Here is a 284-nt window from a genome sequence, read left to right on the forward strand (position 1 = left end):
CCGCTGCGTGGGGGGTGACCCCGAACGCCGTCACGTTCCTCAGCGCGGCGCTCACGGTCGCCGGCATCGCCGTGCTCGTGTTCGTCCCACTCAGCCTCGCTGTCGGCGTTGCCGCCGCGATCCTCCTGGCGGCCGGTTACGTCCTCGACTCGGCGGACGGGCAAGTCGCGCGCCTGACGAGATCCGCGGCACCGGCCGGCGAATGGCTCGATCACGTCGTCGATGCGTTCCGCACACCGCTGATCCACACGGGCGTCGCGATCGCGTACTACCTGCACCGCCCG

Annotated in this window: 1 protein-coding gene; it reads left to right on the plus strand. The window is 71.5% G+C overall.

Features of this window, described 5'->3' with window-relative positions; genetic code table 11:
* Positions 1–14: 14 nt before the first annotated feature.
* The coding region (locus tag JYB63_RS23770; RefSeq protein WP_509149426.1) for a CDP-alcohol phosphatidyltransferase family protein at positions 15–284 on the plus strand (270 nt) is incomplete at its 3' end.

Source organism: Aliamphritea spongicola, assembly GCF_017051665.1.
Classification (GTDB): Bacteria; Pseudomonadota; Gammaproteobacteria; order Pseudomonadales; family Balneatricaceae; genus Amphritea; species Amphritea spongicola.